Consider the following 26,113-nt stretch of genomic DNA (forward strand, 5'->3'; position numbering starts at 1 on the left):
GAACTCACCCCTCGCCGCCTTCTGCGCCTAGCAGAGGATCAGCCGCGGGGTCACCCGCCCGCCGGAGTTCCTCTTCGAACATGACGAAGGTCTTTCTGCGGATTCCCGTGACCAACGCCGCCTCGTGAGGCGTGAGCGGCCGACGCTCCGCGTCCGCCTGCTCCTCAATCGCACTCACCGTCTCGTACAGGGCGAAGATCGGTCCGCTGCCGCGTAGATATCGCCCTCGGTCATGCTCGGTGAAACCGATGAACTCGTCGCGCGACAATTCCTCAATCTCATCGCCACCGACGAAGAGAACCTTGCGGACCAACTCGTCAGCCCGTTCCCAACCTCCGGTCTTCCTTGATAGTCGCCAACCCTGGATCTGGCCCACCTCATCCGATATGAGCTTGAGGGGGGTCTCGTAGTAACTGAAGAAGGCCGGAAGTCTTCCCGGCGGCCGAGTATTCACCGCTCCATCGCCTCTCGCTCATGGCGTTCCAGAGCAGCTCGGAACGCTTCCTGCTCACGGACGACAAGCCCGTCCCGTATCGCCAACTCCAGAGTCGTCAAAGGACGATCCTGCGACTCCGCCATCGCGTCGAGGTCTCGGCGGACCTCATAAAGCGCGTGTTCCCACTCCGCAACCTCGTCCAAGGCTAGGAGCTGAAGGCGGAGTTCCGCCACATGCCCATTCGACATCCGCAAACTTAACAGCACGTCCCGGTAGCCGCTCAGCTGAGGCTCAAGGAAGCGATCCTTCTTGGCGAGAACCTCAATGCCGGGTTCCTGACCGATCCGCTGCAGTCCCTGATACAGATCGTCGAGACTTCTGAACTGTATCCTGGCCGCAGCAAGGTCCTTCAATGACGACACATCGTTCTGGTATTCCACAACCTTGTCGAGGGCGCGCCGACGATCTTTGGGCTTGTCCCGCCAGCTCGCCACCCCATCCTCTCCAGCCATCCGCAGCGCCAGTTCGTTCAGTTCCGGCTGAGCCACTGACGCTTCCATGTACAGGCTGTTCAGGTAGTTCAAACGATAGGCCTCGTCGTCCTGTTGAGAGGGATCGAATCCGGGTTGGTAAATCTGGCGCTTCCTCGGGTTGACCGAATCACCGAGCGCCTTCTGCGCAGCGCTGATTCCCCCCTCAGGCGGCTTCACCTCACCGGAGGCGACCGTCCCGGTGCCGGAGGCCACGATGTCATCAAGAACGGAGCCGAGGACGTCGATCGCCTGTTGGTGAATGGCCAGGTGATGCAGTGTCACCGGACGTGCCGTCAGCGAGTTCGCCAGTTCCGGCGTAGCGAGGATCATCCGCGCCAGGTCGGGCCGTTCCACCAACTGCCGGACGAGGATCTCGGCGAGCATCGGCTCGTCCTTCGGCGGCGTCCGCCACGTGTCGTCCAGCATTCGCTGCACGCGCGGCTCCGCGAACAGCCGCGCCAAGTCCCGGGCGGCCGGCTCGTCGAGGTGCGGTACGAGTCGCCGGAGGGCCGGTGCATCGAGCCCGGCGGCCACCTCGACCGGGGTCACGCCGGCGGCGAACACCCGCTCCAGGTCCGGCTCGTCAGCCAGGACGGCGCTCGCGGGTCCACCGTTCGCCACCCGTTCCGCCTGTGCGCGTTCCCGTGCGGCCCGCAGTTCTTCCGTCGGGGCGTTGCCTCGATCGAGTGCCGGGCCAGGCTGCTCGGGCCTGGCTGGCGGCAGCCCATCAGACGGGACGGCCGACCCGGGACCGTCGAGCAGGTACATGCGGTTCAGGTACGGCTCGCCGTACCCCTGGTCGGTCTCGACGGGCGGGTGGTCCGGCAGGTCCGGACGCTCGCTGAACCGGCCGCGCCGCAGCCCGCCGAGCGGCATCGGTCGGGCGTCCGGGCCCAGCACCAGAACCTCGGTGTCGACAGCGTTGTACGGGTGCGGGTTGCCCCGGTGCCGGTATAGCGGCGCGTCCGACACGGCTCCGGTCTGGGGGTCAAGGTAGAGCACCGTGCCGTGCTGGTTGAGGGCGACCCAGATGTGGGAACCGCCCTGCTCCCAGCTGTTGACGACGAAGGCGAAGCTGCCGTGGCCGCCGAGGCGGAGCTGGTAGTGAAGGTTGTCGTAGCCGGTGTCGACGGCCCGCCGCCGCTCGGCACCCTGAACGTCCTCCGTCGGCTGGCAGAGGCGCTGAAAACGCCCCCCGGTGACGTCCTCGATCCGCCCCATGCCGCCCCACTCACCGTTGATGGGGCGCGTGACGTCACCGGCCAGGTAGGCGTCGAAGGTGCGGGGCGCGGCCACCCGGGGCCGGCCGTGCATCCAGGTGTCGAACAGCGAGAGCGTGCAGTCGATGCAGTTGATGGCACGGGTCGGGTCGGCTCGCGGCCCGCCGTCGTTCACCAAGCCGAACCAGCCGCCGCGTCGCGGATCGGCGGTCCGCTTGACGCTCCCGTCGGACTCGCGGGGCACCTGCCGCTCGATGTCGGTCTGGTGCAGCGCCAGCGGCGGACGCAGACCGCCGGGCTGGCCGTAGTTCCGCGACCGGTCGATCGGCGGCGGGTAGTCGTCCCTCGTCAGCGCCGAGCGGTCCGCGGTCTCCACAGCACCGAGTGCCAGGTCGCCGACATCGTCGTTGATCCCGCGGAAGTCCGTGTCGGTGATGGCGACGACGACCGGGGCGGCCGTCCCGGCCAGAACCGCTTCGGCCAGATCCCGCTGCTGGTGACACCAGCGCTCCCGTTCCCGGCTCTCTTGGAAGAAGCGCTCGGAGGTGGCACGGTGCCCGGCCTGCGCCAGCCGACGGCCCTCGCTGACGAGCCACCGGGCTTCGTCGTAGCTGCGGTCCGCGGCCTGACGTAGCCGGGCCGCGCTGTCCCGGCGGCGATTCTCCTCGTGGTTCGTCCGCTGGAACTGGAAGTGCCCCCGGTAGCGGCGTCGTTCGAACGCATCCCGATCCGCGGCCCACATGGCGGCGTACCACTCGGCGGTGCGTGGACGCGGAGGTTGTTCTGCGGCTCCTGGCGGATGCGCCGCCCCGTCATGCGTCCGGGTCGCAGGTCCGTCCTCTGGGGCCTGGGGCGGCGACGGCGGGACAGGGGTGGGCGGTGCCACACCGCTCCTCGCCGTGGCCTCACCGACCGCCGCCTGCGCGGTGGCGGCGACCGGGTAGCTCTGCGCCGGGATGCGCCCCAGAGGGGAGGCGACCCCGGGATTGTTCGGCGTGGTCCCTCCGACCACCGACGGGGCGGTTGTCGTGGCACTCGGATGCTGCGCGGCCGTCCCGGCGCCCGTTGCCTGTTCGACGACGTTGCCGGAGCCCGCCGGCAGCGGCACCGCGGGCGCCGGAGGCGCTTCGGGCATGACCGAGGAGAGCGTCGGATCGAGTGGAGCGGCCGACGTGTCGACATGTGGCGTCAGCGACAGCGCGGGCCCGGTGGCCTCGGTCCCCGGCGTGAGCTGGGAACCGTTCCGCGCTTCCGCAAGCGTCGCCTCGGCTGCCGGCACGACCACGGGAGTGGCGGAAACGGTCTCCGCAGGCGCAGCCGGCAGCCCGGAGGAAGTCCCGCCCTGCTCGGGAAGCCGCACTCCGGGCTCGAATGAACCCGGCCCGGGTGCCGCACGCGTTTCGGGTGCCGACGTGAGTTCCGCAGCCGCCGGGGCAACGTCAACGGGTGGGCCGTGCCGGGTCGCCGCCGCCTCCGGCATCGCCAGCGGGTGCCGGGGCACATCCAGGTTTGCCGCCGGGCCTGCCGTGACGCTTGAGGTCTGTGCCGCAGCCCCGCTGTCCATCGCGGTCAGCGACATTCCGGCCAGGGCGCTCATCTGGCCGTCGAGCCGGGCCTGCAGCGCGGCGTCGGCCTGCGCGGTGGCGGAGCCACGGGCTCCGGACACGGCCGCCCGGGCCGCGTCCTCCACGGAGGTCGGTCCCTGGCCGGTGGCGAGGCTCGCGGCCTGCTCGGCCATCACCTCGCCGGTCATCTCGCGGCCCAGGTGCTCCCCGATGCGGGCGCCCCGCCCGGTGGCGTGGCGGCCGAGGCCGGCCAGCGGCGCCACCGCTCCGCCGGCCAGGCCGCCGACCGCCGTCGTGCCCAGCTCCGTCATGTCCAGCCCGTGCCGTCGGCCGGTCGAGTTCTGGTACGCCTGGGTGGCGAGGTTGATGCCGCTCTCCTCGGCCGCCTCGGACGCGCCGCCCAGCGCCGCACGCCGAGCGAGGCCCCGCACGCCGCCCTTGGTGACCTCCTTCGCCGCCCGCTCGCCCGCCTCCTTGAGCCCCTGCTTGAGCGACTTGCGGGCCAGTTGCGCCATCAGCCGCTTGAAGATCTGCTGCACGATCAGCCGGGTGGCGGTGATCGCCGCCCCGGCGGCGGGCGAGGCAGCGCCGGCGGTGAGCACGGTGGCGACCGCCAGCGACAGCAGCTCGATCACCAGGATGCCCAGCTCGATCCAGACCTCGAGCTTGGCGCCCTCGATGTCGCAGCCGCACTCCTCCACCAGCCGGCCCAGCTCGGTGCTGACGGCGAGCAGCACGGGCAGCGGCGCCTCGTCGCCCTCGGCGACCCGACGCCAGGCGGTGTCGAAGGCGGCGGCGACCGCCCCGACGCCGCCGTACCCGCCGCGCACCTCAGCGGCGGCCGTGACGGCGTCGGCGTGCGGCCCGGCCAGCGCTGCCGCCACCGCGTACCACTGGTCGGCCAGCTCCCAGACCGCCCGCTCGTTCCCCTCCGGCCACTCGACACCGATCACCCAGTCGAGGGCCTCGTAGACCCAGCCCGGCAGATCCCAGGGCGAGTAGTCGAGCGGGTGCGGGATGGGGCTCGGCAACAGACTCATCCGGGTCTCCTCCGCGGATCAGCGCTGCTGGTGCCGGTCGCCGGCGCGGTCGATCCGGCCGGCGCTCGACGCGTCCGTGCGGAGGTTGGCGTCGACGGACCGGACCACGTCGGTGCCGAGGCCCTCCAGGTGCCGCCCCACTCCCTCCCACACGCGCAGCACCAGCTCCTCGAAGCCCCGGTACTTCTGCTCGAAGGCCGCGCCGATGTCGTCCTTCCCCCACGGCCGGGATGCGCTCGCCGCCGCTATGGCCCCGCCCACCTCGCGGCGCCGTGCGCCGACGGCCTCGCCGGCGAGCGAGAGGTCCGTGCCGCCGCGCCGGGCACGCTGCGGGTCGAGCCAGAGCTGCCCGTCCATCATTCGCCCCGGCGCAGCGCCGAGTCCGCCCGGCCCAGCAACGACCCGAAGTCACCCGTACGCAGGAAGTCGACCGCTCCGGAGCCGGCGGGCAGGTAGCGGGCCACCAGTTCCTGGGTGGCGGAGGCGGCGGTCGTACCGGCCCGGTGGATCGTGGTGGTGATCTTCCGGCTCAACGCCTTCGCGTCCCGGTCGTGGTAGACGGAGGGGTGCAGCTCCACCGAGATCAGCTCGCCCCGGGCCCCGACGGTCGCGGTCACCTGGCCGTCGTCGGAGCGCTCCGTCACCCGCAGCTCGGCGAGCCGGACCCGCAGCTCGTCCAAACCGGACCGAAGTCGCCGGTAGTCCCCGTACACCTCGTCGAACCGCGCCCGCAGCGCGCGATTGGCGTCCCGGTCCACGCTCTCGCCCAACGCCACCCTCCCCGGTCACCGTCGGTAGGGCGAACCATACCGGCCGCCACGATTCCGTGGGGTCCGGTAGTTTCGAGCCCGTGATCGATCGCCAGCAGGCCGAGCAACTCGCCGCCGTGTGGGCCCGCCGCGAGTCGCAGCGCCTGGGACACGAGTGCCGCCCGATGGTCGACGAGTTCGACCTCGGTTACGTGATCACGTCCACTGTGTCCCTCGACGCGAGGACGGTGCCGGGCGAGCTGCCGACCACCGTGGTGGACAAACAGACCGGCGAGGTGACCACCTGGCCGCGCGTGCCGGTGGAGATCGTCGAGCAGATGTACCGCACGAGCCGGGCGGCGGGTCCCGGCGCGCCGCGCACCGTCGATCCGGCGAGCCAACTGCTCCGCGAGATCCGCCGGCTACCGACCCCCGGCACGGCGGCGCACCTGACCGTCGAGGGCCGGCTGTTCCGCGCGCAGGGGGCCAAGGGCGACGTCGAGCTGCACCACCACCCGCTGGTCCGCGCCTACCTGGACGAGCTGCCCGCCGGCCACCTGGCGCGCGGCGGCGACCGGCACGCCGAGCTGATCGTCGTCTCGGACGCCCTGCACGACTACGACCACCGCCGCGCCGCCGAGGGCATCGCCCCACTGGGCATGGCCGACGCGGAGACACTGCTGCGCGGTGCTCGCCTCGAGGTCTTCCGGGTGCGCGAGCCGGGCGACCCGTACGGCGGCAGGGCCGAGCGTGCCTGCGACTCGTGTCTCAACTTCCTGGTGCACTTCAACGTGTTGCCCTGGTCCGAGCTGGCCTTCACCGCCGAATGGCATCCTGAGCCACAGCGCCCGCATCATCCGGACCGCTTTCCACCCGCGGTCGCGGACGCATTGATGGAGGCCGGCTGGGAGGACAGCGAGTTCAATCCGGCCCTGGCCGCCGGGGCTATGCGCGAGACGTGCGAGGTCACCGGCCAGCGACACCGCCACGAGCCGTTCCCGGCGGCGGAGCGGGCGCTGACCGCCTTCCCCGCCGTCGTGAGCAGTCGCCGGGGCCCCGGCGAGGAGGTGTGGATCAGTCGGTTCACGACCAATCCGCTCCGGAGCGCGCACTCGGCCGACACGCTGGCCGATTTCGCCGCCGTCCTCGGAGTGCGGCTCTTTCCCATGGGGTCCGAGCACGGTGACAGCATCCTCGCCGTCGACGAGCGGGGCCGGGTGTTCGCGTTGGACCAGGCCGGCGAGTGGTTCCTCGGCGCGGACGTCGACGCCGCGTTGACCACCCTGCTGCTCGGCCGCGCCCCGGCCCGCGTCCGCGACGACGGCACCTGGTGAGCTACAACGTCACCCCGGTCAGCACCATGACGCGCGGGTCGGTGTAGTCCTCCATCGCGCTGCGCAGTCCCTCGCGCCCGACGCCGCTGCCCTTGACCCCGCCGTACGGCATCTGGTCGGCCCGGTACGACGGTACGTCGCCGACGATGACCCCGCCGACCTCCAGGGCGCGGTGCGCGGCGAAGGCGACATCCAGGCGATGGGTGAAGACGCCCGCCTGCAACCCGTACGCCGAGTCGTTGACGGCGGCGAACGCGGCCTGGTCGTGCTCGACGGGGGCGACCACCAGCACCGGCCCGAAGACCTCCTCGGCGCAGACCTTGGCGTCCGCCGACACTCCGGTGAGCACGGTCGGCGGGTAGGTGGCGCCCTCGCGCCGGCCGCCCACCTCGATGGTGGCGCCGGCCGTGACCGCCTCGTCCACCCACGCCTCGACGCGGCGGGCGGCCTCCTCGGACACCAGCGGGCCGACGTCGGTCAGCTCGTCGGACGGGTCGCCCGTGCGCAGTTCCTGCACGGCCGCGACCAGCCGGGGCAGGAACGCGTCGTAGAGCCATTCGTGCACGTAGACCCGCTGCACGGCGATGCACGACTGCCCGGCCTGGTAGTTGGAGAACGTCGCTATGCGGTGCGCGGCGAAGGTCAGATCCTCGTCGGTGTTCCAGTCCTCGCAGATCACGGCGGCGGCGTTGCCGCCCAGCTCCAGGGTGACGTGCTTGTCGGGGACGGACCGGCGGATCGCCGTGCCGACCGGCCCGGAGCCGGTGAACGACACCACCGGCAGCCGGGGGTCGGCGACCAGCTCGGCGGCGCGCTCGTTGGGCAGCGGCAGCACCGAGAACATCCCCTCCGGCAGGTCGGTCTCGGCGAGCAGCTCGCCCAGCAGCAGCGCGGACAGCGGGGTGGCGGGGGCGGGCTTGACGACGATCGGGGCGCCGACCGCGATCGCCGGGGCGACCTTGTGCGCGACGAGGTTGAGCGGGAAGTTGAACGGCGCGATGCCGAGCACCGGCCCCTTCGGCACCCGCCGGACCAGGGCGATCCGCCCGGTGGCGGCGGGGTCGGTGTCGAGGCGTTGCAGCTCGCCGGAGAACCGTCGGGCCTCCTCGGCCGCCCAGCGGAAGGTGGAGACCGCCCGGCCCACCTCGGCCCGCGCCCACTTGAGCGGCTTGCCGTTCTCGGCGGTGATGAGGCGCGCGATCTCGTCGGCCCGCTCGGCGAGCCGCCGGGACACGTGGTCCAGGGCCGCCGCGCGGGCGTGCGCGGGCAGGGCCGCAGCCGTCGCGGCCACCCCGGCGGCTGCCGCGACGGCCGCTTCGACCTGGGCGGCGGTGGCGAGGGTGGTACGACCGACGGCGCGCCCGTCGTAAGGGTGGTGGACGGTCAGCTCGCCCTCGCCGTGGGCGGGGCGGGAGGCGACATAGAAGGCTGCGGACTCCACGTGGAGCAGCGTAGACGACCAACCCTTCCACGGAAACAGTCGCGCCAACCCTTGTCTGCCGCGAATTCAGTGGCCAAGATGGCAGTCAGATTGCGATAACCGCCGCAAACCACCCCCTCTCGGAGTGAGCCCGTCATGAGTGACCAGCAGCAGCTGCGCAACTTCGTCAACGGCGACTACGTCGAGCCGACCGACGGCGGCTACGCCGACCTGGTCGACCCGTGCACCGGAGAGGTCTTCGCGCAGGCCCCGGTGTCCGGGCCCGGGGACGTGGACGCGGCGATGCGGGCCGCCGCCGACGCCTTCGAGACCTGGCGGGACACGACCCCGGCCGAGCGGCAGAAGGCGCTGCTCCGGCTCGCCGACGCGGTCGAGGCCCGCGCCGGCGAACTGGTCGACGCCGAGGTACGCAACACCGGCAAGCCGCGTCAGCTCACCGCCGAGGAGGAGTTGCCGCCGGCGGTCGACCAGTTCCGCTTCTTCGCCGGGGCGGCCCGGATGCTGGAGGGTCGCTCGGCCGGCGAGTACATGGCGGGGCACACGTCGTACGTGCGGCGCGAGCCGATCGGCGTCTGCGCGCAGGTCACTCCGTGGAACTACCCGCTGATGATGGCCGTCTGGAAGATCGCCCCGGCCCTGGCCGCCGGCAACACGGTGGTGCTCAAGCCGTCGGACACCACGCCGGTGTCGACGCTGCTGCTGGCCGAGATCGCGTCGGAGTTCTTCCCGCCGGGGGTGTTCAACGTGGTCTGCGGCGACCGGGACACCGGTCGTACGCTCGTGTCGCACCCGACCCCGCAGCTCGTGTCGATCACCGGCTCGACCCGCGCGGGCATGGAGGTCGCCTCCGCCGCGGCCCCCGACCTCAAGCGGACCCACCTGGAGCTGGGCGGCAAGGCCCCGGTGGTGGTCTTCGACGACGCGGACGTGGCGGCGGCGGCCGAGGCGATCGCGGTCGGCGGCTACTTCAACGCCGGGCAGGACTGCACGGCGGCGACGCGGGTGCTCGCCGGCCCCGGCGTCCACGACGACTTCGTGGCGGCGCTGGCCGAGCAGGCCCGCAACACGAAGACCGGCGCGCCGGACGACGCGGACGTGCTCTACGGCCCGCTCAACAACGCCAACCAGCTCTCCCGGGTCAGCGGCTTCGTCGACCGGCTCCCCGACCACGCCGACCTCCGCATCGGCGGCTCGCGCCTCGGCGACCGCGGCTACTTCTACGCCCCGACCGTCGTCAGCGGGCTGCGCCAGTCCGACGAGATCATCCAGGACGAGGTGTTCGGGCCCGTCATCACGGTGCAGCGGTTCTCCGACGAGGACGAGGCCGTGCGCTGGGCCAACGGCGTCGAATACGGCCTGTCGGCGTCGGTCTGGACGAAGGACCACGGTCGGGCGATGCGGATGACCCGCCGGCTCGACTTCGGCTGCGTCTGGGTGAACACGCACATCCCGTTCGTCTCGGAGATGCCGCACGGCGGCTTCAAGCACTCCGGCCACGGCAAGGACCTCTCGGTCTACAGCCTGGAGGACTACACCCGGATCAAGCACGTCATGCACAACATCGAGGGCTGAGCGCGATGGCCTCCTCGGACGAACTGCACAAGCGGCGCGGCGCGGCCGTGGCCCGCGGCGTCGGCAGCACCATCGCGTCCTACGTGGACCGGGCGTCGGGCGGCACCATCATCGACGTCGACGGCCGGGAGTGGATCGACTTCGCCGCCGGCATCGCCGTCACCAACGTCGGCAATTCCGCGCCGCGCGTGGTCGAGGCGGTGCGGGCGCAGGTCGAGCGCTTCACGCACACCTGCTTCATGGTCGCCCCCTACGAGTCGTACGTGGCGGTCTGCGAGCAACTCAACGCGCTCACCCCGGGCGCGTTCGACAAGCGGTCCGCGCTGTTCAACTCGGGTGCCGAGGCGGTGGAGAACGCCGTGAAGATCGCCCGGCACGCCACCGGGCGGTCGGCGGTGGTGGTGTTCGACCACGCGTACCACGGCCGGACCAACCTGACCATGGCGCTGACCGCGAAGAACATGCCGTACAAGCACCGGTTCGGGCCGTTCGCCGGGGAGGTCTACCGGGTGCCGATGTCGTACCCGCTGCGCGACGGCGGGCTCGACGGGTCGACCGCGGCGGCCCGGGCGATCGAGACGATCGAGAAGCAGGTCGGCGCGGAGAACGTCGCCGCGCTGCTGATCGAGCCGATCCAGGGCGAGGGCGGGTTCGTCGTACCGGCGCCGGGGTTCCTGCCGGCGCTGCGGGAGTGGGCGACGGCGGCCGGGGTGGTGTTCGTGGCCGACGAGATCCAGACCGGGTTCTGCCGCACCGGCGACTGGTTCGCCTGCCAGCACGAGGACGTGGAGCCGGACCTGGTCACCCTGGCCAAGGGCATCGCCGGTGGCCTGCCGCTGGCCGCGGTCACCGGCCGGGCCGACCTGATGGACGCGGTGCACGTCGGCGGGCTCGGCGGCACGTACGGCGGGAATCCGATCGCCTGCGCGGCGGCGCTCGCGTCGATCGCGACCATGCACGAGCTGGACCTGGCGGGGGCGGCCCGCCGGATCGGCGCAGCGATGACGGCGGGCCTGCGAGCCGTGGCGGACCGCGATCCCCGCATCGCCGAGGTACGCGGCCGGGGCGCGATGCTCGCCGTGGAGATCGTCCGGCCCGGCACCCTGACGCCCGACCCGGTCGCCACGGCGGCGGTCTCGGCGGCCTGTCACGCCGCCGGCCTGCTCACCCTGACCTGCGGCACGTACGGCAACGTGCTGCGCTTCCTGCCGCCGCTGGTGATCTCCGACACAGAGTTGCGCCGGGGGTTGGACATCCTGGACGAGGCTTTCCGCAGCTGACGAGGCTTTCGGCAGCTGGCGGTCCGCCGGGCGCCACCGCACCCCTACCCTTGTTCACGCTTCGTTGCCAGATATCGAAGGGTCGGCACCTTCGACGCCCAATCGGGCACCGCCACCATCAGCGGCACCTACGACTGCGGCGACGCGAGGGGCTTCGCCTTCATCGAGGTCAACCTCAGTCAGCGCGTCGGTCGCGTATCCACGGTGACCGGCTCGGCGTTCACCGAGATCCCGGAGTGCACCGACGACACCAGCTCCGGCACGTGGACGGCGACGATCCCGGCCAGCAACGGCGCGTTCCGTGGCGGCCAGGCCACCGCCAGCGCCCGGCTCGTCGTCGACACCACCGCCGTTGCGGAAACCACCGAGCCGGTACGACTCAGTGGCGGCGCCTGATCCTGAGGCGACGTCCGCACGCACACCGGTCCCCCGGGTCATCCGCCCGGGGGATCCGGCGCCGTCGGGTCGGGAGGCGGACGGTCAGGCGATCTGCCGCAGGTCGTTGCCGTAGTCGAAGATGATGCGGAGCCGAGCGCCCAGGGCTGCGGCGTAGCGGCTCAGCGTGGCGACCTCGTTGACATCGAGGTGACCGTTCTCGATCTGACTGACCCGTCCCGGGGTGACACCCATCAGTTCGGCCACCTGGCGCTGGGTCAGCCCCAGTCGCTTACGCTCCTCGGCCAGGTGGAACGCGCTCACCCACGCTTCGGTACGCGCCCGCTCCCTCTCGTGCTCCGTCTCGTCGTCACGAAGCTCGTCACGGACGTCTTCCCAGTCGTAGAACTCGGTCACGACTCCCCCCTTCGCCTGCGCTCGTGGTCGAGCCAAGCCTTGTAAGCGACCTCCGCCAGTGGAATGTGGTCGTGGTACCAGCGCGTCCAGTTGTGCGCCTTGTTGCCTGCCACGAGCAGGACGGCCTGGGACCAGGGATCGAAGACGAACAGCACCCGGACCGCGACGTCCCGTCCCGACCTGGGACGCAACTCCTTGAGATTACTGATGGCGCTACCCCGCAGCGTGTCGACCAGCGGACGCCCCAGCCCGGGCCCGACCTCCGCGAGCATGTCGACGGCCACGCTCACGCTCCGGTACGTGTCCGGATCGGTACGCCGCAGCTCCCGGAGCCACTGCCGGACCTCGCCGGTGACCCGCACGGACCAATGCCCCCCGGCCAGAGCACTCATGATGTAACTATAGCCCGAACTAAACAGGCTCCGTGGTGCCCGGACGGGGTGATCTGCGATCAGCGGGAATCGAGGAGGGGTTGGGTCGGGGTCCAGGGCGGGTGGCCGGCGGCGTCGCGGCGGCGGCGGGCGATGGCCGACAGCGCCTCGAGCACCACGCGGTTGCCCAGGTACGCGGTGATGTCGGCGTGGTCGTACGGCGGGGCGACCTCGACCACGTCGACGCCGACGACCGGCAGCTCGTAGCAGCAGCGCCGGACCGCGTCGAGCAGTTGTCGGGAGGTCAGCCCGCCGGGCTCCGGGGTGCCCGTGCCGGGTGCCATGCCCGGGTCGACCACGTCCACGTCGACGGAGAGGAAGACCCCCTCGCACTCGTCCACCGCGATCCCGAACGCCTCCGTCAGGCACTCGTCCAGGCCCCGGGCGACCAGCTCGGTCATCTCGTACGACCGCATCCGCTGCTCCGCCATCCACGACAGGACCGAGGGGCCGGGCCAGTAGCCGCGCAGGCCGATCTGGAGGAACCGGTCGCCGCGTACGGCGCCGGACTCGATGAGCCGGCGCATCGGCTGGCCGTGCCCGTGCAGGCTGCCGAACTCGATGTCCCCGGTGTCGGCGTGCGCGTCGAAGTGCACCAGCGACACCCGGCCCAGCCCGTGGTGGCGGGCGACGCCGGTCGCGTCGGGCAGCGCGATGGAGTGGTCGCCGCCGAGCACGACGGGGATCGCCCCGGCCGAGGCGACCGCGAAAACCGCCGACTCCAGGGCGGCCAGGGACCGCTCGATGTCGCCGGAGAACATCTCGACGTCGCCGGCGTCGTACACCCGCAGGTCGCGCAGCGCGTCGACGCGCAGCGCGAGGGACGGGCGGGAGCCGTCGTGCGGCAGGTAGCAGGCCTGCCGGATGGCGGACGGGCCGAACCGGGTGCCCGGCCGGTGCGAGGTGCCGCCGTCGAAGGGCGCGCCGACGATCACGACGTCGGCGTCGGCGAAGGACGACGGGTCGTCGAGGGCGCAGCGGTCGACGCCGAGGAAGGTGACGTCGGGGCCGAACATCGGGCCGTAGCGGGTCATCGCTCCTGCATCCCCCAGGGTGAGCCGTAACCGGTGAGCAGATCGAGGAAGGGGCGCGGGGGCAGCGCCTCCGGGCCGATCACCCCCGACCCGGACCACGCGCCGGTGGCGAGCAGTTCCAGGGCGACGACCGGGTTCACGGCGGTCTGCCAGACGACGGCCTGGTGGCCGTACTCCGCCATGGACCACTCGTTGTCGACGACGTGGTAGAGGTAGACCTCGCGCGGCCCGCCGTCGCGCGCCGTGCCACGCACCCAGGTGCCGGCGCAGGTCTTGCCGCGCATCCGGTCGCCCAGGGTCGCCGGGTCGGGCAGGCAGGCCGCCACGACGTCGCGAGGCGCGACGGTCACGCCGCTCACCCGCACCGGGGACGCCGCGTCGAGGCCGAGCTTGTGCAGGGTCCTGAGGACCTCGATGAACTCGTTGCCGAGGCCGTACTTGAAGGTGACCCGCTTCGCCGCGACCCAGCGCGGGATCAGCAGCACCTCCTCGTGCTCGACGTTGACGCACTCGACCGGGCCGATGCCCTCGGGGAAGTCGAACACCTCCGGCTCCGAGAACGGCGGAGTGGTGTACCAGCCGCGGCCGGCCTCCCAGATCACCGGCGGGTTGAGGCACTCCTCGATGGTGGTCCAGATGGAGAACGACGGCGCGAAGTCGTAGCCGTCGACGGTGAGGTTGCCGCCGTCGCGTACCCCGATCTCGTCGATCTCGGCGAACAGCTCGTCGGCGGCGTAGCGGGCGAAGACGTCCGACAGGCCCGGCTCGACGCCGATGCCGCACAGCGCCAGCCGGCCGGCGGCCGACCAGCGGTCGGCGGCGGCGAACTGGTCGTCGCCGAGCTTGACCCCGGTCTCGGCGTACGGCCGGTCGGGGTGCGGCCGGGACAGCGACATGGCCATGTCGAGGTAGTCCGCGCCGGCCGCGAACGCCCCGTCGAAGATCGGCATGACGAAGCGCGGGTCGACCGCGTTGAGCACGTGGGTGATCCGGTGCTCGCGGCACAGCGCGGCGACCGCGTCCGCCGAGGAGGCGTCGACGGCGGCGGGGACGAACCGGTCGCCGTGGCCGGCCACGGCCCGCGCCGCACGGGCGGGGTCGCGGTCGGCGACGACCATGGTCTCGAAGAAGGAGCGGCGGGCGGCGATGGCGACGGCGGCGGAGCCGACCCCACCGGCGCCGACGAGCAGGATCCGCATCAGGAATCAAACCCCAAACCAAGACGATCGAGCGTACGGAGCCAGAGGTTGCGCCGTCCCGCTCGCGCGTCGGCCCGGGCCAGGGACCAGCGGGTGAGGTGGATGCCGGTGGCCCGCAACGGCTCCGGCGGGAACGGCAGCGGCTTGCTGCGCACCAGGTCGAGCCGGGTCAGTGGGGTCTGCCCGCCGCCGAGCAGATCGAGCACCACGCGGGCGCCGAACCGGGTGGCGCCGACGCCGAGGCCGGTGTAGCCGGCCGCGTACGCCAGCCGGCCGTCGTACGCGGTGCCGAAGAACGGGCAGAACCGGGTGCAGGTGTCGATGACGCCGCCCCAGCGGTGGCTGAAGCGCACGTCGGCGAGCTGCGGGAACGTGGCGAAGAAGTGCTGGGCGAGGGCGGTGAAGGTGGCCGGCCGTTGGGCCAGTTCGGGGGCCATCCGGTTGCCGTAGTGGTAGACGGCGTCGTAGCCGCCGAAGAGGATCCGCCCGTCGCCGGTGAGCCGGTAGTAGTGGAACTGGTTGCCGGTGTCGGCGAGCCCCTGCCGGTTGCGCCAGCCGATCGATTCGCGTTGCGCGGCGGTCAACGGCTCGGTCGTCAGCGCGTAGTCGTAGACCGGCACCAGCCAGGCCCGCAGCCGGCGCAGCAGTGGCGGAAACGCGTTGGTGGCGAGGACGACCCGCCGCGCGCGCACCGAGCCGGGGGCGCCGTGGCCGCCCGGTCCCGGGTCGTCGGCCCCGGGAGCGCCGGACGGTCCACCGCGGGTGGTGGCGCGCAGCGCGGCCCCGTCGCGGCGCAGCCCGGTGACCCGGGTGTGCTCGTGGATCCGCACGCCGAGGTCGAGGCAGGCGCGGCGCAGGCCCCAGGCCAGCTTCGCCGGGTCCAGCATCGCCACCCGGTCGCGGTCCCACAGCCCGCCGAGGTACGTCGGCGAGTCCACCTCGGCGCGTACCTCGTCGCGGTCGAGCAGCCGCACGTCGTGGCCGAACCGGCGGGCCAGGTCGACGTCGGCGGCCAGCCCGTCGAGCTGGTGGGGCTCGACCGCCACGGACAGCTCGCCGGTGCGCTCGAACTCGCAGTCGATGCCGTACGCGGTCACGGTGTCGGCGATGGCGTCCAGGTTGTCCCGGCCGAGCCGGTCCAGCACGTCGATCTCGTCGGGGAAGCGCTCGGCGCCGTTGGTCAGGCCGTGGGTCAAGGAGGCGGCGCAGAACCCGCCGTTGCGCCCGGACGCCGCCCAGCCGCAGGTGCCCGCCTCCACCAGCAGCACGTCCCGGCCGGGGTCGTCCTGCTTGGCGAGCAGCGCCGCCCAGAGGCCGCTGTAGCCGCCGCCGACGACCAGCAGGTCGGTGTCGGTGCCGCCGTGCAGCGGCGGCAGCGGGTCGGGGCGTTCCGGGCGGTCCAGCCAGTACGGCACGGGCGCCGCGTCGGCGAGCGCCCGGCCGGTGTGCGGGGGCGTCACGGCAGCCGCTTCGCCCGCCGGCCGCGCAGGGTGCTGGCGAGCACCAGCAGCAGCGCGATCACGAACATCGCCGTGCCGATGACGTTGACCTGCGGCGGGATGCCCCGCTGGGCGGCGCCCCAGACGTACATCGGGAACGTGACGGTGGTGCCGGCGTTGAAGTTCGTGACGATGAAGTCGTCGAACGACAGCGAGAACGCCAGCAGCGCGGCGGCCACGATGCCGGGCAGCACCAGCGGCAGGGTGATCCGCCGGAAGGTCTGCCACTCGCTGGCGTAGAGGTCCATCGCGGCCTCCTCCAGTCGGGAGTCCATCCCGGCCAGCCGCGCCTTGACGGTGACCACCACGAACGACACGCAGAACATGACGTGCGCGATGACGATGGTCCAGAAGCCCTGCGGCACCCCGGCGGAGACGAAGAGGGCGAGCAGCGAGGTGCCCATCACCAGCTCGGGGGTGGCCATCGGCAGGAAGATCAGCACGTTGATCCCGGACCGGCCGCGGAACCGGTGCCGCACCAGCGCGAACGCCATCAGGGTGCCGAGCACCGTGGCGACGACGGTGGCGATGAAGCCGATCTGGACGCTGCGCACCACCGCGTCACACATGTCGGAGGTGGCGCACGGGTTGCGCCAGTTGTCGAGGGTGAACTCGTTGAAGTCGTACGACAGGCGGCTGGACGGGCGGTTGAAGGACAGGGCGGCGACCACGGCGATCGGCAGGAAGAGGTAGCCGAGCACCAGCAGCGCCACGCCCATCACCCAGCGCTCGGCGAGCCAGCGACCGATGCGGTGTCCCACGGTCAGAGCACCTCCTCCGTGCCGGCCCGGCGAAGGTAGACGAAGACGACCGCGAGGATCGCCGCCATCAGCAGGAAGGACAGCGCCGCGCCCTGCGGGTAGTCCAGCCGGACCAGGAACGCCGAGTCGATGACGTTGCCGATCATGTACTCGTTGGGGGTGCCGAGCAGTTCGGCGTTGATGTAGTCGCCGCTGGCCGGGATGAAGAACAGCAGCGTGCCGGCGACCAGGCCCGGCATGGACAGCGGCAGCGTGACCCGGCGGAACACCCGCAGCGGGCTGGCGTAGAGGTCGCTCGCCGCCTCCAGCAGCCGGTGGTCCAGCCGCTCCAAGCTCGCGTACAGCGGCAGCACCAGGAAGGGCAGGAAGTTGTACGTGAGGCCGAGCACCACCGCGACCGGGGTGGCCAGCAGCCGGCCGTCGGGGGCGAGCAGGTGCACGTCGCGCAGCAGCCCGACGACCCAGCCGTTGTCGGACAGGATCGTCTTCCAGGCCAGCGTGCGCACCAGGAAGCTGGTGAACATCGGCGCGACCACGCAGACCAGCAGCAGGTTCTTCCACCGGCCGGCCTTCTGCGCGATCGCGTACGCCAGCGGGTAGCCCATCAGCAGCGCCAGCACCAGCGCGATGCCGGCGTACACGAACGACCGGGTGAACTGCGGCCAGTACGCCGCGAGCGCGTCCGGGTAGTTGCCGACCGCCCAGGTCAGCGCGTACCCGGTGGCGAGCGAGCCGGCGGGGTCGTAGAGGCTGGCGGCGGCGAGCTGGAACAGCGGCACGGCGAAGAAGAGGAACAGCCACGCCGCGCCGGGCAGCAGGAGGAGGTACGGCAGGAACCGGTGCCGACCGGACCGGCGGGCCGGCGGGGGCGCCGCCGACCGCCCCGAACCGGGCATGTGCGCGAGGGCTGTCACGAGGACGCACCCACCGGCTCGTCCAGGACCGGCGTGGTCCGGTCGTGCTCGCCGGGCGCCCGGGGCAGCAGGAAGGCGTGCCGTGGGTCCCAGTGCGCCACCGCCTCGCTGCCCACCGCCAGCGGGCCGGTCACGCCGCTGTTGGCCACGAAGACCGACAGCTCGCTGCCCCAGCCGGTGCGCAGCAGGTACTGGGTGCTGACCCCGACGTAGGAGGCGTCGGTGACCAACCCGGTGACGTGCTGGTGCCCGGCGGGCACCTGGTCGACTCCGTCGACCAGGTGCAGCTTCTCCGGGCGTACGCCCAGGTGGACCGGCCCCCGGTCGACCCGGGCCCGGCCGGCGGGCACCGAGAAGCGGTTGCCGTGCGCCGAGACCGCCACCTCGCCGCCGCCCGGACCGGCGGCCTCGCCGGCGAGCAGGTTGGACTGGCCGAGGAAGTTCGCCACGAACGCGGTGGCCGGGAACTCGTAGATGTCGGCGGGTGCGCCGAGCTGCTCGATCTTCCCGGCGTTCATCACCGCGACCGTGTCGGCCATCGTCATGGCCTCCTCCTGGTCGTGGGTGACGTGCACGAACGTGATGCCGACCTCGGTCTGGATCCGCTTCAGCTCGATCTGCATCTGCCGGCGCAGCTTCAGGTCGAGCGCGCCCAGCGGCTCGTCGAGCAGCAGCACCTGCGGGCGGTTGACCAGGGCGCGGGCCAGGGCGACCCGCTGCTGCTGCCCGCCGGAGAGCTGGGCGGGACGGCGGTGGCCGTAGTCGTCGAGCTGCACCAGCGCGAGCATGCCCCTGACCTGGTCGTCGACCGATCGGATGCCGCGCCGCCGCAGCCCGAAGGCCACGTTCTCGAAGACGTTCAGGTGCGGGAAGAGCGCGTAGCTCTGGAACACGGTGTTCACCGGCCGCTTGTACGGGCGCAGCCGGGCGATGTCCCGGTCGCCGAGCAGCACCTGCCCGCTGGTCGGCTCCTCCAGCCCGGCGATCATCCGCAGGGTGGTGGTCTTGCCACAGCCGGACGCCCCGAGCAGGGCGAAGAACGAGCCCTGCGGGATGGTCAGGCTGAGGTCGTCCACGGCGGTGAAGATGCCGAACCGTTTGGTGAGGCTGGCCAGCCGCAGGTCGCCGGCCGGTGTCTCGCGCCCCACAGTCGCCCCGCCCATGCCGCCCATGCCGCTCACGCCCCGATGACCTGCTGGAACTTGCTCTCGTACTCGCGTTCCTGCTTCTCGTCCAGCGCCATGAAGACCTTGGACTTCGACAGCATGGTGTCGTCGGGGAAGATCAGCGGGTTGGCGGCCAGCTCGGGGTCGATCTTCTCCATCTCGGCCTTGGCACCCTGGACCGGGCAGATGTAGTTCACGAACGCGGCGAGCTTCGCGGCGACCGCCGGGTCGTAGTAGTAGTTGATGATCTGCTCGGCGTTGCCCTTGTGGGTGGCCTTGTTCGGCACGAGGACGTTGTCCGACCAGAGCATCACGCCCGACTCGGGCACCACGAACTTGACCTTGTCGTCCTCGAAGCCGAGCTGGATGACGTCGCCGGACCAGCCGATGCACGCGGCGATGTCGCCCTTGGCGAGGTCCGGAGCGTAGTCGTTGCCGGTGAACCGGCGGATCTGGCCGGAGTCGACGGCCTTCTTGAGCTTGTTGAGCGCGTCGTCGAACTGCGGGCCGGTGAAGTTCGCCGGGTCGTGGCCGTTCGACTGGAGCAGCAGGCCCATGGTGTCGCGCATCTCGGACAGCGCCGTCACCTTGCCCTTGAGGTCGGGGCGGGTGAGCAGCTCGTCGACCGTCCGAATCTCCTTGGTCACCTTGCCGTTGTAGGCCAGCCCGGCCAGGCCGGACTGCCACGGGATGGCGAGCTGGTTCTCGGGGTCGAAGGACCGGTTGCGCAGCGACGGCAGCAGGTTGGCCTCGACGTTGGGCAGCTTCGACTTGTCGAGCTTCTGGACCCAGCCGAGGCGGATCATCCGCGCCGCCATCCAGTCGGTGAGGACCATGACGTCCCGGCCGGTGCCCTGACAGCCCGCGAGCTGGTTCTGCACCTTGCCGAAGAACTCGTTGTTGTCGTTGACGTCCTCGGTGTAGGCGACCTGGATGCCGCTCTGGGCGACGAACGCGTCGAGGGTCGGCCGCTTGGACTCGTCCTTCTCGTCCACGTCCATGTACTGCGGCCAGTTGGAGAAGGCCAGTTTCTTCTCGGTGGCAGACAGGTCCTCGCTGACGCAGCCGGCCTCCGTCTGGGTGGCGGCCTTGGTGCCGCAGCCGGCCAGCGAGCCGCCGGCGGCGAGCAGCGCGGCCGAGCCGAGGGTGCCGGTCAGGAGTCCACGCCGGGTGAGGGGCCGAAAGGGAGTACGCATGTGACGACTCCTAGGGGTCATCGTCGGCGGCGGGAACGGGGGTGGCGCGCCGGCGGGAGGGTCAGGTGCGGTGGACGACTGATCCTGACATGAGGTGACCTTCCTTACAAGGGATTCCGTTGCCGGAATAGCTCTGCACGACGAAATACGCCAGACTGCCCGGGGGCACTAGGCTCAGCGCGGGCACGGACATGGGGAGCGGTCGATGACGAACCGGCAGCACGACAACGGCAACGGCGGACGCAGGGTCACCGTCCGCGAGGGTGCCAGCCACGTACTGCTCGACGACGTGGCGAAGCAGATCATCGAACAGCTCCAGGAGGACGGCCGCCGGCCGTACGCGACCATCGGCAAGGCGGTCGGGCTGTCGGAGGCGGCGGTGCGCCAGCGGGTGCAGCGGCTGCTCGACGCCGGGGTGATGCAGATCGTCGCGGTGACCGACCCGCTCCAGCTCGGCTTCCCCCGCCAGGCCATGATCGGCCTGCGTACGAACGGCGACCTGGAGGCCGTGGCCGACCGCCTCGCCGAGCTGGACGAGGTCGACTACGTGGTGATCACGGCGGGCTCGTTCGACCTGCTGACCGAGGTGGTCTGCCGCAACGACGACCACCTGCTGGAGATCCTCCAGCGGCTGCGGTCGGTCGAGGGCGTGCTCTCCACCGAGGCGTTCGTCTATCTCAAGCTGCGCAAGCAGACGTACACCTGGGGCACCGCCTGATCAGCGCGCGCCCCCGTCACGCCCGACCGAGGCGACGAACGCCCGCCAGGCGTCGGGCGCGAAGCTGAGGGTGCCGCCGGCACGGTCCTTGCTGTCCCGGACCAGCACCCGCCCGGGCAGGTTGTCGGCCACCTCGACACAGTTGCCGCCGTTGTTGCTGCTGCGGGTGGCGGTGCGCCAGCGGGCGCGGGTCAGGTCCATGTCTTCGCCGCCTCTCGGATGAGGTCGATCGACCGGCGGCGGGGGAACGCCTCACCGGTGACGCTCTCCCACCTGGCGCCCAGGCTAGCAACGTCTGCGCTCTCGGTCACGACCTGACCACGCAACTGATTGTCCAGATAGGCCACTTCGACCCCGTCCGGCTGCCGAACGAGGACGAAGGAGCCTGACAGCCCGGTGCGCCACGGACTGTCAGCGGGGATGACCCGCACCTGCACGTGCGGCAACTGTGCGACCTCCACCAGGTGGCCGAGCTGCCCGCGCATCACCGCCCGGTCGCCGACCATCCGACGCACCACGACCTCGTCGATCACGACGACCAGTTGGGGCGGGCAGTCGCGGCAGAGCACCGACTGCCGGGCGAGCCGGCTGGCGACCACCTGCTCCACCTCGGCCGACGGCAGCAATCCTCCGACCCGCAGCATCGCCCGCGCATAGCCTTCGGTCTGGGAGCAGGCCCGGCACAGCCAGTGGCTCGTAGGTGCGGATCGAGATGGCGTCCTGTTCCAGCTCGGCCCAGGGGCGGAACCATGGCAGGTCGCGGCGGCGGAACGGCTCGGGCCACAGCTCGGCGGCGTCGCGGTCGAGCACCTCGGCCACCGCCAGCCGGGTCCTGGGGTGCGGAATCCGGCCCGACGTGAGCCACCGGCCCGCCGTCTTCGGGTCGACGCGCACCTTCTCCGCCAGCGACTCGACGGTCTCTCCCTTGGCGGCCATCGCCACCCGCAGCGCCTCGTTGGCCATCGGATCCTCCCTCCACGCGGGTTCACGCTCCGGCGCACGATAGCCACGCTCGGTGCCGGCGTCCGCCGCCTACCGGCGTGTCGCGGTGGGATGTGTTTCGCGCACCTCAGGTGCGCCGCGAGCGCGGCCGAAGTGCCCCGAAGGTGTCCCGATCGCGACGCCCTCGACGCGGCCTCACCGACGGGGCAGCTCGACGCGGTCTCACCGGCGGGGCAGCTCGACAGCGTCCGCCCGACGCGATCCCACCCACCGTTCACCTCACAACCCTCGCGATACGGATTCCGTCGTTCACGCTTTGACTACTCGCTGATTCCGTTGCCAGATCGACCACACGCCACCGATCCCACTTGCTTTTGGCTGCCGGACTGTGGGATAACCGTGGGCAGAGCGGCCGGTGTCACCCCTGACCGGCCCGAGACCCGATGGGGCTGACATGGCCGACGCCACCGACCACCTCTGGATGCACTTCACCCGGATGGCGAGCTACTCCGCCGGCGAGGTGCCGACCATCGTGCGCGGCGAGGGCGCGTACGTCTGGGATGCCCAGGGCCGCCGCTACCTGGACGGCCTCGCGGGGCTCTTCGTCGTCAACGCCGGCCACGGGCGCACCGAGCTGGCCGAGGCCGCCGCCAAGCAGGCGGGCGAGCTGGCCTACTTCCCGCTCTGGTCGTACGCGCACCCGAAGGCCGTCGAGCTGGCCGAGCGGATCGCCACGCTCACCCCCGGTGACCTGAACCGGGTCTTCTTCACCACCGGCGGCTCGGAGGCGGTCGAGGCGGCGTGGAAGCTCGCCCGCGCCTACTTCAAGCGCACCGGCAGGCCGAACAAGCACAAGGTGGTCAGCCGGTACATCGCCTACCACGGCACCTCGATGGGCGCGCTGTCGATCACCGGCCTGCCCGGCATCAAGAGCGACTTCGAGCCGCTGGTCCCCGGCGGCATCAAGGTGCCGAACACCAACTTCTACCGCGCCCCCGAGCACGGCGACTCCCCCGAGGCGTTCGGCCGCTGGGCCGCCGAGGAGATCGGCCGGGCCATCGAGCGGGAGGGGCCGGACACGGTCGCCGCCGTGTTCCTGGAGCCGGTGCAGAACTCCGGCGGCTGCTTCCCGCCGCCGCCCGGCTACTTCGAGCGGGTCCGGGAGATCTGCGACGCGTACGACGTGCTGCTCGTCTCCGACGAGGTGATCTGCTCCTGGGGCCGGCTCGGCGAATACTTCGGCGCCGTCCGGTACGGCTACCAGCCCGACATCATCACCACCGCCAAGGGCATCACCTCCGGCTACGCCCCGCTCGGCGCGATGATCGCCAGCGACCGGCTGATGGAGCCGTTCCTGACCGAGACCGGCATGTTCGCCCACGGGGTGACCTTCGGCGGCCACCCCGTCTCCTGCGCGGTGGCCCTGGCCAACCTGGAGGTCTTCGCCCGCGAGGACCTGGTCGGGCACGTCCGGGCCAACGAGGCGGCCTTCCGCGCCACCCTGGAGAAGCTGCACGACCTGCCGATCGTCGGCGACGTGCGCGGCGACGGCTATTTCTACGGCATCGAGCTGGTCAAGGACAAGACCACCCGGGCGACCTTCGACGAGGCCGAGTCCGAGCGGCTGCTGCGCGGTTTCCTGTCCACCGCGCTGTTCTCCGCCGGGCTCTACTGCCGCGCCGACGACCGGGGCGACCCCGTCGTGCAGCTCGCGCCGCCGCTGATCGCCGAGCAGCAGCAGTTCGACGAGATCGAGCAGATCCTGCGCGCCGTGCTCACCGAGGCGTGGGCGCGCCTGTAACCCTCGTCCACCCGGCCGGGCCGGCCGCGCGCCCCGCGGCGCGTGGTCGACCCGGCCGTTCCGCACCCGGAGCGGCCGATGCGCTACCAGGACCTGTCGTACTGGCTGTCCACCGTGGACGAGCCGCTGACCCCGCGCCCGCCGCTGGCCGGCGACGCCGACGCGGACGTGGTGATCGTCGGGGCCGGCTACACCGGGCTCTGGACGGCGTACTACCTCGCCGTCGCCGACCCGACGCTGCGGATCACCGTGCTGGAGGCACAGGTCGCCGGCTACGGCGCGTCCGGCCGCAACGGGGGCTGGTGCTCGGCGCTGTTCCCCACCTCGCTGACCGCGCTGGCCCGCCGGCACGGGCGGGGCGCCGCGATCGCCATGCAGCGCGCCCTGCACGCCACCGTCGCCGAGGTCGGCCGGGTCGTCGCGGCCGAGGGCATCGACTGCGACTGGGCGTACGGCGGGACGGTGGTGCTCGCCCGCACCACCCCCCAGCTCGACCGGGCGCGCGCGGCCGTCGCGGAGGCGCGGGCGTACGGGCTCGGGCCGGAGGACCTGGCGCTGCTCGACGCCGACGAGGCCACCGCCCGCTGCGCCGCCGAGGGGGTACGCGGCGGCACGTACACCCCGCACTGCGCGGCGGTGCACCCGGCCCGGCTGGTGCGCGGGCTGGCCCGGGCGGTGGAGCGCCGAGGGGTGACGATCCACGAGGGCACGCGGGTGACCCGGATCCGGGCCGGTGCGGCGGTGACCCCGGCCGGCACGGTGCGCGCGCCGGTGGTGGTGCGGGCCGCCGAGGGCTACACGCCTGGCCTGCCGGGGCAGCGCCGCACCGTCGCGCCGGTCTACTCGCTGATGGTCGCCACCGCGCCGCTGCCCGCCGCGACCTGGGCGCGGATCGGCCTCGCCGAGCGGGAGACCTTCTCCGACCACCGGCACGTCATCGTCTACGGCCAGCGCACCGCCGACGGGCGGCTCGCCTTCGGCGGCCGGGGCGCGCCCTACCACTTCGGTTCCCGGGTCTTGCCCGGCCACGACCGGGAGCCGGCGGTCTTCGCGGCACTGCGCCGTACGCTCGGCGAACTGTTCCCGGTGCTCGGCCCGGACGTGCCGGTGACCCACACCTGGGGCGGCCCGCTCGGGGTGGCCCGGGACTGGGCGGCCTCGGTCGGTTTCGACCGGGCCGACGGGCTGGCCTGGGCCGGCGGCTACGTCGGCGACGGCGTGGGCACCAGCAACCTCGCCGGTCGGACCCTGGCCGACCTGATCCGGGGCGAGCGGACGGACCTGACCGCTCTGCCCTGGGTGAACCACCGCTCCCCGAAGTGGGAGCCGGAGCCGCTGCGCTGGCTGGCCGTGAACGCGGCCCTGCGGCTGATGTCCTCCGCCGACGCGGCGGAGAACCGCACGGACCGCCCCTCCCGCCGCGCCACCCTCCTCACCCGCCTCCTAGGCCACTGACCCACGCCCCCACCCACCCAGAGCCCGTTGATCATGAAGTTGCCGCGACACGCCGAAGCTCGTGCCAACAACTCATGATCAACGCGCGGAGGCGGGGGTGGGAGGGGGCCGGAGGGCCCGGGGGGCGGCGGGTTAGTGGGTGGGGGGGATGACGCGGAGGTGGCCGCGGCGGCCCGTCTGGGGGGCCGTGTTGAGGCTCTCGTCGCCCTCGGGTGGGCGGGGTGCCACCGGGCGGGCGGCCTCGCGAACGGCCTCGGCGAGCGCGACCAGGTCGTCGGTGGTGGGCGGCGGGGGCTCGAACTCGCCCTCGTGCCGGACCACGTCCCAACCGCGGGGCGCGGTCAGGCTGCGGGCGTGCGGCTCGCAGAGGTCGTAGGTGTGCGGCTCGGCGAAGGCGGCCAGCGGCCCTACCACGGCTGTCGACTCGTTGTAGACATAGGTCAGCGTGGCGACTGCTTGCCGGGGGCAGCCGTTACGGGAGCAGCGCCGTGGTGACCTCACGGCGGCAGGGTATCCCCATTACCGGGTCCGGCGCACTGCTTCGCGTTGCGACACGCCCGTCACGGTGATCACAATTCTGTCCGGCGCGACCCGCGCCGCGCCGCACCCGCCGCGCTGCCGCAGGCCAGGTCGGTACGGGAGCTAACCTGTCCCTCATGACGAGCCCGGAACACCGCCGCCCCGGTCCCGGCCGGCGCGCCCACCGTGACCGGCACGGGCGCGGCCTGCGCGGGCGACTGGTGCCGGCGACGGTGCCGCTGGCGCGGACGAAGGCGGAGATCTTCGACGACCTCGTGCTGGACACCGTCGAGACCCTGGAACGGCGGTTCGCCAAGGAACTGGCCGGGGTCGAGTTCGCGGTGGAGGACGTCCCGCCGGACCTGAACGTCTACGACTCCGACGTGCTGGAGGACGGCGAGGTGCCGCTCGCCCGACTGCTGCCCGGCCGGCCGGGCCGGCAGGAGGTGCCCCCGCGGATCGTGCTCTACCGCCGGCCGCTGGAGTTCCGCGCCATGGACCGCGAGGATCTCGCGG

25 protein-coding genes are annotated in these 26,113 nt (G+C 72.0%); 8 read left to right on the top strand and 17 right to left on the bottom strand.

Going from position 1 to position 26,113, the window contains the following annotated elements; genetic code table 11:
• Nucleotides 1-4: 4 nt before the first annotated feature.
• From ABZ793_RS10865 to ABZ793_RS10880, 4 genes are read right to left on the bottom strand one after another with little or no spacing between them, the layout of a single operon-like run.
• Nucleotides 5-454: a hypothetical protein gene (locus ABZ793_RS10865; protein WP_357455199.1), complete on the bottom strand. Its 450-nt coding sequence runs from the start codon at nt 452-454 to the stop codon at nt 5-7.
• Entirely contained in the window at nt 451-4,794 is a 4,344-nt protein-coding gene (locus tag ABZ793_RS10870) for a toxin glutamine deamidase domain-containing protein (protein ID WP_357455202.1), read from the bottom strand. The genes ABZ793_RS10865 and ABZ793_RS10870 overlap by 4 nt, the downstream gene beginning before the upstream one ends.
• 18 nt (nt 4,795-4,812) lie before the next feature.
• Nucleotides 4,813-5,151 carry a hypothetical protein gene (locus ABZ793_RS10875; RefSeq protein ID WP_357455205.1) on the bottom strand — a complete coding sequence of 113 codons (339 nt, stop codon included), beginning with the start codon at nt 5,149-5,151 and terminating at the stop codon, nt 4,813-4,815.
• On the bottom strand, nt 5,151-5,570 hold the full coding sequence (locus ABZ793_RS10880) for a YbaB/EbfC family nucleoid-associated protein (protein ID WP_357455208.1): 420 nt from the start codon (nt 5,568-5,570) through the stop codon (nt 5,151-5,153). Before ABZ793_RS10880 ends, ABZ793_RS10875 begins: the two co-directional genes overlap by 1 nt.
• Before the next feature lie 74 nt (nt 5,571-5,644).
• Here ABZ793_RS10880 and ABZ793_RS10885 point away from each other — a divergent pair, with 74 nt between their 5' ends.
• Nucleotides 5,645-6,877, top strand: coding sequence for an SUKH-3 domain-containing protein (locus ABZ793_RS10885; RefSeq protein WP_357455211.1), 1,233 nt, complete (start codon nt 5,645-5,647; stop codon nt 6,875-6,877).
• A gap of 1 nt (nt 6,878) precedes the next feature.
• On the opposite strand, the gene ABZ793_RS10890 is transcribed toward ABZ793_RS10885, so the two are convergent.
• Complete coding sequence (locus ABZ793_RS10890; RefSeq protein WP_357455214.1) at nt 6,879-8,318, bottom strand: aldehyde dehydrogenase family protein; 1,440 nt, start codon at nt 8,316-8,318, stop codon at nt 6,879-6,881.
• A 135-nt stretch (nt 8,319-8,453) separates the two neighbouring features.
• Here ABZ793_RS10890 and ABZ793_RS10895 point away from each other — a divergent pair, with 135 nt between their 5' ends.
• From ABZ793_RS10895 to ABZ793_RS10905, 3 genes are read left to right on the top strand one after another with little or no spacing between them, the layout of a single operon-like run.
• Entirely contained in the window at nt 8,454-9,890 is a 1,437-nt protein-coding gene (locus tag ABZ793_RS10895; protein WP_357455217.1) for a gamma-aminobutyraldehyde dehydrogenase, read from the top strand.
• A gap of 5 nt (nt 9,891-9,895) precedes the next feature.
• Complete coding sequence (gene gabT, locus ABZ793_RS10900; RefSeq protein ID WP_357455220.1) at nt 9,896-11,170, top strand: 4-aminobutyrate--2-oxoglutarate transaminase; 1,275 nt, start codon at nt 9,896-9,898, stop codon at nt 11,168-11,170.
• 15 nt (nt 11,171-11,185) lie between these two features.
• On the top strand, nt 11,186-11,566 hold the full coding sequence (locus ABZ793_RS10905; RefSeq protein ID WP_357455266.1) for a DUF6299 family protein: 381 nt from the start codon (nt 11,186-11,188) through the stop codon (nt 11,564-11,566).
• 84 nt (nt 11,567-11,650) lie between these two features.
• On the opposite strand, the gene ABZ793_RS10910 is transcribed toward ABZ793_RS10905, so the two are convergent.
• Genes ABZ793_RS10910 through ABZ793_RS10950 form a run of 9 tightly spaced genes read right to left on the bottom strand, consistent with a single transcriptional unit; the run spans nt 11,651 to nt 20,162 of the window.
• Nucleotides 11,651-11,962, bottom strand: a complete 312-nt coding sequence (locus tag ABZ793_RS10910; RefSeq protein WP_357455223.1) for a helix-turn-helix transcriptional regulator — start codon at nt 11,960-11,962, stop codon at nt 11,651-11,653.
• On the bottom strand, nt 11,959-12,354 hold the full coding sequence (locus ABZ793_RS10915) for a type II toxin-antitoxin system RelE/ParE family toxin (RefSeq protein WP_357455226.1): 396 nt from the start codon (nt 12,352-12,354) through the stop codon (nt 11,959-11,961). The genes ABZ793_RS10910 and ABZ793_RS10915 overlap by 4 nt, the downstream gene beginning before the upstream one ends.
• 59 nt (nt 12,355-12,413) lie before the next feature.
• Nucleotides 12,414-13,427: an agmatinase gene (speB, locus tag ABZ793_RS10920; protein ID WP_357455228.1), complete on the bottom strand. Its 1,014-nt coding sequence runs from the start codon at nt 13,425-13,427 to the stop codon at nt 12,414-12,416.
• On the bottom strand, nt 13,424-14,626 hold the full coding sequence (locus ABZ793_RS10925; protein ID WP_357455231.1) for a saccharopine dehydrogenase C-terminal domain-containing protein: 1,203 nt from the start codon (nt 14,624-14,626) through the stop codon (nt 13,424-13,426). The genes speB and ABZ793_RS10925 overlap by 4 nt, the downstream gene beginning before the upstream one ends.
• A complete protein-coding gene (locus ABZ793_RS10930) occupies nt 14,626-16,086 on the bottom strand; it encodes an FAD-dependent oxidoreductase (protein ID WP_357455234.1) in 1,461 nt (486 codons plus the stop codon). Before ABZ793_RS10930 ends, ABZ793_RS10925 begins: the two co-directional genes overlap by 1 nt.
• Nucleotides 16,083-16,886, bottom strand: coding sequence for an ABC transporter permease (locus ABZ793_RS10935; protein WP_357455237.1), 804 nt, complete (start codon nt 16,884-16,886; stop codon nt 16,083-16,085). Before ABZ793_RS10935 ends, ABZ793_RS10930 begins: the two co-directional genes overlap by 4 nt.
• 2 nt (nt 16,887-16,888) lie before the next feature.
• Nucleotides 16,889-17,800: an ABC transporter permease gene (locus ABZ793_RS10940; RefSeq protein ID WP_350703240.1), complete on the bottom strand. Its 912-nt coding sequence runs from the start codon at nt 17,798-17,800 to the stop codon at nt 16,889-16,891.
• On the bottom strand, nt 17,797-18,972 hold the full coding sequence (locus ABZ793_RS10945) for an ABC transporter ATP-binding protein (RefSeq protein ID WP_357455269.1): 1,176 nt from the start codon (nt 18,970-18,972) through the stop codon (nt 17,797-17,799). The genes ABZ793_RS10940 and ABZ793_RS10945 overlap by 4 nt, the downstream gene beginning before the upstream one ends.
• A gap of 5 nt (nt 18,973-18,977) precedes the next feature.
• Nucleotides 18,978-20,162, bottom strand: coding sequence for a spermidine/putrescine ABC transporter substrate-binding protein (locus ABZ793_RS10950; protein WP_350703243.1), 1,185 nt, complete (start codon nt 20,160-20,162; stop codon nt 18,978-18,980).
• Nucleotides 20,163-20,367: 205 nt separating this feature from the next.
• Here ABZ793_RS10950 and ABZ793_RS10955 point away from each other — a divergent pair, with 205 nt between their 5' ends.
• Nucleotides 20,368-20,880 (top strand): Lrp/AsnC family transcriptional regulator, encoded by a 513-nt coding sequence (locus ABZ793_RS10955; RefSeq protein WP_357455242.1) that lies wholly within the window; start codon nt 20,368-20,370, stop codon nt 20,878-20,880.
• Here ABZ793_RS10955 and ABZ793_RS10960 read toward each other — a convergent pair whose 3' ends face one another.
• On the bottom strand, nt 20,881-21,081 hold the full coding sequence (locus ABZ793_RS10960) for a DUF397 domain-containing protein (RefSeq protein ID WP_357455245.1): 201 nt from the start codon (nt 21,079-21,081) through the stop codon (nt 20,881-20,883).
• Nucleotides 21,072-21,524, bottom strand: a complete 453-nt coding sequence (locus ABZ793_RS10965; RefSeq protein WP_357455247.1) for a DUF5753 domain-containing protein — start codon at nt 21,522-21,524, stop codon at nt 21,072-21,074. The genes ABZ793_RS10960 and ABZ793_RS10965 overlap by 10 nt, the downstream gene beginning before the upstream one ends.
• Nucleotides 21,525-22,276: 752 nt before the next feature.
• Here ABZ793_RS10965 and ABZ793_RS10970 point away from each other — a divergent pair.
• Both ABZ793_RS10970 and ABZ793_RS10975 read left to right on the top strand, forming a co-directional pair.
• Nucleotides 22,277-23,623: an aspartate aminotransferase family protein gene (locus ABZ793_RS10970; RefSeq protein WP_350703251.1), complete on the top strand. Its 1,347-nt coding sequence runs from the start codon at nt 22,277-22,279 to the stop codon at nt 23,621-23,623.
• Between the two features lie 78 nt (nt 23,624-23,701).
• Complete coding sequence (locus ABZ793_RS10975) at nt 23,702-25,078, top strand: FAD-dependent oxidoreductase (protein WP_357455250.1); 1,377 nt, start codon at nt 23,702-23,704, stop codon at nt 25,076-25,078.
• Nucleotides 25,079-25,210: 132 nt separating this feature from the next.
• Here the strand turns inward: ABZ793_RS10975 and ABZ793_RS10980 are convergent, their stop codons facing one another.
• The gene (locus ABZ793_RS10980) at nt 25,211-25,579 is read right to left on the bottom strand and encodes a DUF3499 domain-containing protein (RefSeq protein ID WP_350703254.1); all 369 of its coding nucleotides are present in this window, start codon (nt 25,577-25,579) and stop codon (nt 25,211-25,213) included.
• A 155-nt stretch (nt 25,580-25,734) separates the two neighbouring features.
• Here ABZ793_RS10980 and ABZ793_RS10985 point away from each other — a divergent pair.
• Nucleotides 25,735-26,113, top strand: a 379-nt coding sequence (locus ABZ793_RS10985; RefSeq protein ID WP_357455254.1) for a metallopeptidase family protein, incomplete at its 3' end; no start/stop codon positions are given.

Source organism: Micromonospora sp. NPDC047465 (genome assembly GCF_040643125.1).
GTDB lineage: Bacteria > Actinomycetota > Actinomycetes > Mycobacteriales > Micromonosporaceae > Micromonospora.